The sequence below is a fragment of the Erythrobacter donghaensis genome, from assembly GCF_001557325.1.
Lineage (GTDB): Bacteria > Pseudomonadota > Alphaproteobacteria > Sphingomonadales > Sphingomonadaceae > Erythrobacter > Erythrobacter donghaensis_B.
This window is the reverse complement of the sequence record NZ_LSJS01000276.1, coordinates 1-6,361: the sequence shown is the minus strand read 5'-3', so window position 1 is coordinate 6,361 and position 6,361 is coordinate 1. Positions and strand designations below refer to the sequence as shown.

General features: G+C 66.0%; 5 protein-coding genes and 1 pseudogene. All 6 read right to left on the bottom strand.

The annotated features are described in order from the left end of the window. Positions 1 to 136 precede the first annotated feature (136 nt). On the bottom strand, positions 137 to 2,932 hold the full coding sequence (locus tag AX692_RS16045; RefSeq protein WP_073975486.1) for a 2-oxoglutarate dehydrogenase E1 component: 2,796 nt from the start codon (positions 2,930 to 2,932) through the stop codon (positions 137 to 139). An 81-nt stretch (positions 2,933 to 3,013) separates the two neighbouring features. Continuing rightward, a complete protein-coding gene (gene sucD / locus AX692_RS16040) occupies positions 3,014 to 3,904 on the bottom strand; it encodes a succinate--CoA ligase subunit alpha (RefSeq protein WP_066529861.1) in 891 nt (296 codons plus the stop codon). After that, the gene (locus AX692_RS16035; RefSeq protein WP_073975485.1) at positions 3,901 to 4,374 is read right to left on the bottom strand and encodes a hypothetical protein; all 474 of its coding nucleotides are present in this window, start codon (positions 4,372 to 4,374) and stop codon (positions 3,901 to 3,903) included. Before AX692_RS16035 ends, sucD begins: the two co-directional genes overlap by 4 nt. 13 nt (positions 4,375 to 4,387) lie before the next feature. Next, on the bottom strand, positions 4,388 to 5,350 hold the full coding sequence (gene mdh / locus AX692_RS16030; protein WP_073975484.1) for a malate dehydrogenase: 963 nt from the start codon (positions 5,348 to 5,350) through the stop codon (positions 4,388 to 4,390). Positions 5,351 to 5,626: 276 nt separating this feature from the next. Further along, positions 5,627 to 5,968, bottom strand: a complete 342-nt coding sequence (locus tag AX692_RS16025) for a hypothetical protein (protein WP_155644982.1) — start codon at positions 5,966 to 5,968, stop codon at positions 5,627 to 5,629. A gap of 125 nt (positions 5,969 to 6,093) precedes the next feature. Further along, positions 6,094 to 6,361, bottom strand: a pseudogene (locus AX692_RS20290) (hypothetical protein); the annotation flags it as partial.

Sequence of the window (6,361 nt, the reverse complement as noted above, 5' to 3'; positions counted from 1 at the left end):
TCACCGGGCTGCTTGAGCCATTCGGCAATCGTGCCTTCGGTGACGGATTCGCCGAGCACGGGGACTTTGATTTCGGTGGCCATTGGGATGGGTTCCTGAAACGTGATTCAATCTCGTGTGAAAAAGGGCGGGCCGCTTATAGCCCCAGCGCGGCGGCGATGAGCGCCTCCTGCTGGGCCTTGTGGCGGCTGGCAAGGCCGGTCGCGGGCGAGGCGGCGGCGTCGCGTCCGGCATAGCTCGGCCGCATCCCCGCATGACCCGCCTTGGTGAGCGAATCCTCGATCCGCTCGTTGACGAAGAACCACGCGCCGTTGTTGCGCGGCTCTTCCTGGCACCAGACGACCTCCTTGAGGTTGGTCATGCGACCGAGGCGAAGTGCCAGTGGATCGCCGGGGAAGGGGAAGAGCTGCTCGATGCGGACGATCGAGACGTCCTCCAGCCCGGCGGCATCGCGCGCTTCGATCAGATCATAGGCGACCTTGCCCGAGCACAGCACCAGACGCCGCACCTTGTCATCCGCGATCTCGGTGGGATCGGAGAGGATGCGCCGGAACTGCCGGTCGCCGAGGAAGGAATCGCGGCTCGATTTCGCCATCGGGTGGCGCAGCAGCGACTTGGGGCTCATGATGACGAGCGGCTTGCGGAAAGACCGCAGCATCTGGCGGCGCAGCACGTGGAAGTAGTTCGCCGGGGTGGTGATGTTGCACACGCACATGTTGTCGTCGGCGCACAGCTGCAGGAAGCGCTCGAGCCGCGCCGAGGAGTGCTCCGGCCCCTGACCTTCATAGCCGTGCGGCAGCAGCATCACGAGGCCGTTGGCGCGCAGCCACTTGCTCTCGCCGCTGGCGATGTACTGGTCGATCATGATCTGCGCGCCGTTGGCGAAATCGCCGAACTGGGCCTCCCACAGCACGAGGCTCTTGGGGTCGGCCATCGCGAAGCCATATTCGAAGCCGAGCACGCCGTATTCGGAGAGCGTGCTGTCATGCACTTCGAACTTGCCATGGGGCAGGGTGCTGAGCGGCACGTATTTGCGTTCCGACTTCTGGTCGACCCACACCGCATGGCGCTGCGAGAAGGTGCCGCGGCCGGAGTCCTGCCCCGAGAGGCGCACCCCGTAGCCTTCCATGACGAGGCTGCCGAAGGCGAGCGCCTCTGCGGTCGCCCAGTCGAAACCCTCGCCCGTCGCGAACATCTCGCGCTTGGCGGTGAGCACGCGGTCGAGGGTCTTGTGGACCTCGAGATCGGCGGGCACTTCGGTCAGCACCCGGCCGAGCGCGTCGAACACCTTGGGCTCGATCGCGGTCTCGACCGAGCGGCGCGCGGTTTCCGGGTCGGCAGGCTTGTTGAGCCCGGCCCAGCGGCCGCCGAACCAGTCGGCCTCGTTGGGCTTGTAGCTCTTGCCGGCCTCGAACTCCTCTTCGAGCAGCGCGGTGAAATCGGCGGCGATCTTGTCGCGGGTGCCGGGTTCGACCACGCCCTCGCGGATCAGGCGCGCTTCGTAGGCGACACTGACCTTGGGGTGGGCGCGGATGCGATCATACATCACCGGCTGGGTGAACTTGGGCTCGTCCCCCTCGTTGTGGCCGAAGCGGCGATAGCACCACATGTCGATCACGACATCGCGGTGGAAGGTCTGGCGATATTCGACCGCGAGCTTGCAGGCGAAGGTCACCGCTTCGGGATCGTCGCCGTTGACGTGCAGGATCGGCGCCATCACACCCTTGGCAACGTCGCTGGGGTAAGGTGAAGACCTTGCGAACTTGGGCGACGTCGTAAAGCCGATCTGGTTGTTGATGATGAAGTGGATGCAGCCGCCGGTGTCGTAGCCGGGGACGCCCGAGAGCGACAGGCTCTCCCACACCACGCCCTGGCCGGCGAAGGCCGCATCGCCGTGGATCAGCACGGGGAGCACCTGGTCCTTCTTCTTGAGATCATCGCGGATCGCCTGCTGCGCGCGGGTCTTGCCGAGCACCACGGGGTTCACCGTCTCGAGGTGCGAGGGGTTGGGCACGAGGCTCATGTGCACCGAGATCCCGTCGAACTCGCGGTCGGTCGAGGTGCCGAGGTGATACTTCACGTCGCCCGAGCCGCCGACATCGTCGGGGTTGGCCGAGCCGCCCGAGAATTCGTGGAAGATCACGCGGTAGGGCTTGGCCATCACGTTGGCGAGCACGTTCAACCGGCCGCGGTGGGCCATGCCGTAGATGATCTCGCGCACGCCCGCGCTGCCGCCGTGCTTGATCACGGCCTCGAGCGCCGGGATCATGGATTCGCCGCCATCGAGGCCGAAGCGCTTGGTGCCGACATACTTCTTGGCGAGGAATTCCTCGTAGCCTTCCCCGCGCAGCACCGCGGCGAGGATCGCCTTCTTGCCTTCGGGCGTGAACTGGATCGTCTCGCCCGGGCTTTCGAACTTGTCCTGGAGGAAGCGGCGTTCCTCGGTGTCGGCGATGTGCATGTATTCCAGGCCGACCTTGCCGCAGTACACTTCGCGCAGGCGCTGGTGGAGCTTGCCGACCGTGGTCCACTCCATGCCGAGCACGCCGCCGACATAGACGTCCTCGTTCTCCTTGCCCGCAAGGCCGTGCCATTCGAGCGTGAGGTCAGCCGGGCCCTCGCGGTTGCTGAGGCCGAGCGGATCGAGGTCCGCGGCCATGTGCCCGCGCACGCGGTAGAGGCGCACCAGCGTCATCGCCGCGATGGAGAGTGCGGCGGCCTTCTCGACCGCCTTGGGATCGGTCGGCTTGCCCGCATCCTTCGCGGCCTGCTTGACCGCGAGCTTCATCTCGGTCGGGTCCATCGCTGCGGTGAGGTCCGCGCCGCTGTCCGCGAGCGTGTCGAGCCAGCCGCGCTTCGCCCACGAGGGGCCGGGCTGCGGGCCTTCCTGATCGGTGAAGGCGGGGATGAAGTTCTGCGGTTCGTTGCCCATGATGGGACTCCCGGGGAGGAGAAAAACGTGAGGAGGAAGGATGCCCCCTCGCTACGCGGCGAGGGGGCGGTAGTCGTTAACTCAGGCGTTTTCTTTCAGCATCGCGGCCAGCGTCTCGCCGAGCAGCGAGGGCGAGGGCGAGACGCGGATGCCCGCATCCTCCATCGCCGCGATCTTGTCTTCCGCGCCGCCCTGGCCGCCCGAGACGATCGCGCCCGCGTGGCCCATGCGGCGGCCCGGAGGGGCGGTGCGCCCGGCGATGAAGCCGACCATCGGCTTCTTGCGGCCCTTGGCGGCCTCGGCCTTGATGAAGGCGGCGGCTTCTTCTTCCGCCGAGCCGCCGATTTCGCCGATCATGATGATCGATTCCGTTTCCGGATCGTCGAGGAACAGGTCGAGCACGTCGATGAAGTTGGTGCCGTTGACCGGGTCGCCGCCGATGCCGACAGCCGTGGTCTGGCCGAGGCCCGCCATGGTGGTCTGGTGCACGGCTTCATAGGTGAGCGTGCCCGAACGCGAGACGATGCCGACCGAGCCCTTCTTGAAGATGTTGGCCGGCATGATGCCGATCTTGCACTCGTTGGGCGTCAGCACGCCGGGGCAGTTGGGGCCGATCAGGCGCGACTTGGAGCCCGCGAGCGCACGCTTGGCGCGGACCATGTCGAGCACCGGGATGCCCTCGGTGATGCAGATGATCAGCTCGATCTCGGCATCGATGGCTTCGCAGATCGCGTCGGCGGCGAACGGCGGCGGGACGTAGATGCACGAAGCGGTCGCGCCGGTCGCGGCCTTGGCTTCGCGCACGGTGTCATACTGCGGCAGGCCGATATGCGTGGTGCCGCCCTTGCCCGGCGTCACGCCCGCGACCATCTGCGTCCCGTAATCGAGCGCGGCCTGGGTGTGGAAGGTGCCGGTGTTGCCGGTCATCCCCTGGGTAATGACCTTGGTGTCTTTGTTTACGAGGATGCTCATTGGTTATCCAATTCCTTGAATTGCTTCGAAATCTCTCGCCAAGCGCCCTGCGACTCAGGCCTTAGTTCTTGTCCGGGAAAATAAATTTCGCCGTCACCCTCATCGCCGCTGACGTCATAGAAACCGACGCCGTATTTAACGGCGAGGCTGCGAACCACGGGGTAGGCTTCTTCTGCCTGCGTCCACCGGAATGCCACGTAGATTACGTGATTTCCGATGCTGTAATCGGTTAGACGTTCCTCTACGCCCGGCTTCATCAACTCTTCGTCTGTTACGGCGCCAGGACCGTTCATGTTCGGATAGAGTTCTCTAATTTCCTCATACCATGCGGCGAGCGCCGGTGTGGTATTAGCCGGGTCGTCATAGCTGTGACCTTCCGACCATTCGGCTTGTTCACGATACCATTCAACGAAGGCCGGACGCTCCGGGGGAGCAGCCGCAGGATCGAAAACCATCAGGTCGTAGCTCACAGGCTAAGCCTCCTTACGCAAGCGAGCCATCCAGCGCCTTGCACGCTTCGAGCAGTTCCTTGACCGCATCGACGCTGACCTGAAGGTTGGCCTTCTCTTCGTCGGTGAGGTTGATCTCGATCACCTCTTCCGCACCGCCCGCGCCGATCACCACCGGCACGCCGACATAGAGCCCGTCGACGCCGTACTTGCCGTCAACCTGCACCGCGCAGGGGAGGATGCGCTTCTGGTCGTAGAGGTAGGCTTCGGCCATCGCGATGGCGCTGGTGGCGGGGGCATAGAAGGCCGAGCCGGTCTTGAGTAGGGCGACGATCTCGCCGCCGCCCGAACGGGTGCGCTGGACGATTTCGCCGAGGCGCGCTTCGGAGATGCCCTTGATCTTGGCCATGTCCTTCACGGGGATGCCGTTGATGGTCGAGTAGGACAGCACCGGCACCATGGTGTCGCCGTGGCCACCGAGCACGAAGGCGTTCACGTCCTTGACGCTGACGCCGAATTCCCACGCGAGGAAGGTCGCGAAGCGCGCCGAGTCCAAGACGCCCGCCATGCCGACGACCTTGTTCGCCGGCAGGCCCGAAAATTCGCGCAGCGCCCACACCATCGCATCGAGCGGGTTGGTGATGCAGATCACGAAAGCATCGGGGCAGTTGGCCGCAATGCCTTCGCCGACCGCCTTCATCACCTTGAGGTTAATGCCGAGCAGGTCGTCGCGGCTCATACCGGGCTTGCGCGCGACGCCCGCGGTGACGATCACGACGTCAGCGCCCGCGATGTCGGCATAGTCGTTCGAGCCGGTGATCGAAGCGTCAAAGCCCTCGACCGGGCCGCACTGCGAGAGGTCCAGCGCCTTGCCCTGCGGAATGCCCTCGGCCACGTCGAACAGGACGATGTCGCCAAGGCCCTTCAGTGCTGCGAGGTGTGCGAGCGTGCCGCCGATATTGCCGGCGCCGACGAGGGCGATCTTCTTGCGGGCCATTGTTCGGACTTCCTTCCCTGATCCTCGGGACGAAGCTGGGCTGCGCGCCTTGCGGGCAAGGCGCTGGTGCCGGCCCCCGTCCCAAGCGACCGGGCACCCGTTACATGAGGCGCGGTAGGCCGCTGAAAAGGGGATTGCAACCGTCAAAAGGTCGCACGCAGCAACTATCTTTGCAAACAGTTCGCAATTGCAATAGTCACACAGACTGACCCATCAGGGAAACGCCGTAGCGCAGCTGCCGTAAGGGAAGCGGCGCTCGGGAAAGGGCGTAGCCGGTCAGGCCGGCTCCAACGCCAGCCCCGCGTGCGCCGCCAGCCTGCGGTCGAACATCTGCGTGATCGCGATCCACCGGTCTTTCGCATTGGCATCGCCGCGCGCACGCGCCTCGGCCGCGAGATCGACTGCGGCTTCGGCGGCGGCAAGCCCGTGAACCGCGAAGTGCCGCAGCGCGTCGGCGAGCAGCGGATCGAAACCGGCCACGGCCGGGGCGGGGTCGCAGCCGGGGCGCCGGTTGTCGTTCGCCGCCCGGGCGAGCACCGGGGCGATCAGCCCGCGCCGTGCGGCGCGCCAGCCAAGACGACGGGCAGGGTGATTGGTCGATGCGAACCGGACGGACATGAGCGCTTCCTGCTTGTTGGCCTGCGCAACAAGATTGCGCCGGCAGGTCACAAACCTCTAGCGCTCCGCTGCTAAGGCTTGGTGTGGCAACAGGGTTTCGAGAGGCTTAACCATGGCCTCCCGCCTCAGTCGGCAGGTGCGGTCCCGGGGCCCGGCCGGGCCTTCCATTGCCCGGCGCGGGCATATTCGGGCCTGACCGAGCCGGTGCCCGTGACAGGCTCGCTCGCCGCCACGGGAGCGGCGGCAGCGCCCTGCTTGCGCGCGGGCGCGGGGGCGGGCGTGGCGGCGGGAGCGATGTCGAAGTCGATCACGGGCGCGATGGTGACGGGCGGTCCGGCGGGCATGATCGGGCCCGCGCCCGCAGGCAGCGGCGTGGTGCGGCCGCTCACCACC

Excerpts from the sequence above, each read along its gene's own strand:
- AX692_RS16045 (WP_073975486.1), bottom strand. The coding sequence starts at position 2,932 with ATGGGCAACGAACCGCAGAACTTCATCCCCGCCTTCACCGATCAGGAA.
- sucD (WP_066529861.1), bottom strand. The coding sequence starts at position 3,904 with ATGAGCATCCTCGTAAACAAAGACACCAAGGTCATTACCCAGGGGATG.
- mdh (WP_073975484.1), bottom strand. The coding sequence starts at position 5,350 with ATGGCCCGCAAGAAGATCGCCCTCGTCGGCGCCGGCAATATCGGCGGC.
- AX692_RS16025 (WP_155644982.1), bottom strand. The coding sequence starts at position 5,968 with ATGTCCGTCCGGTTCGCATCGACCAATCACCCTGCCCGTCGTCTTGGC.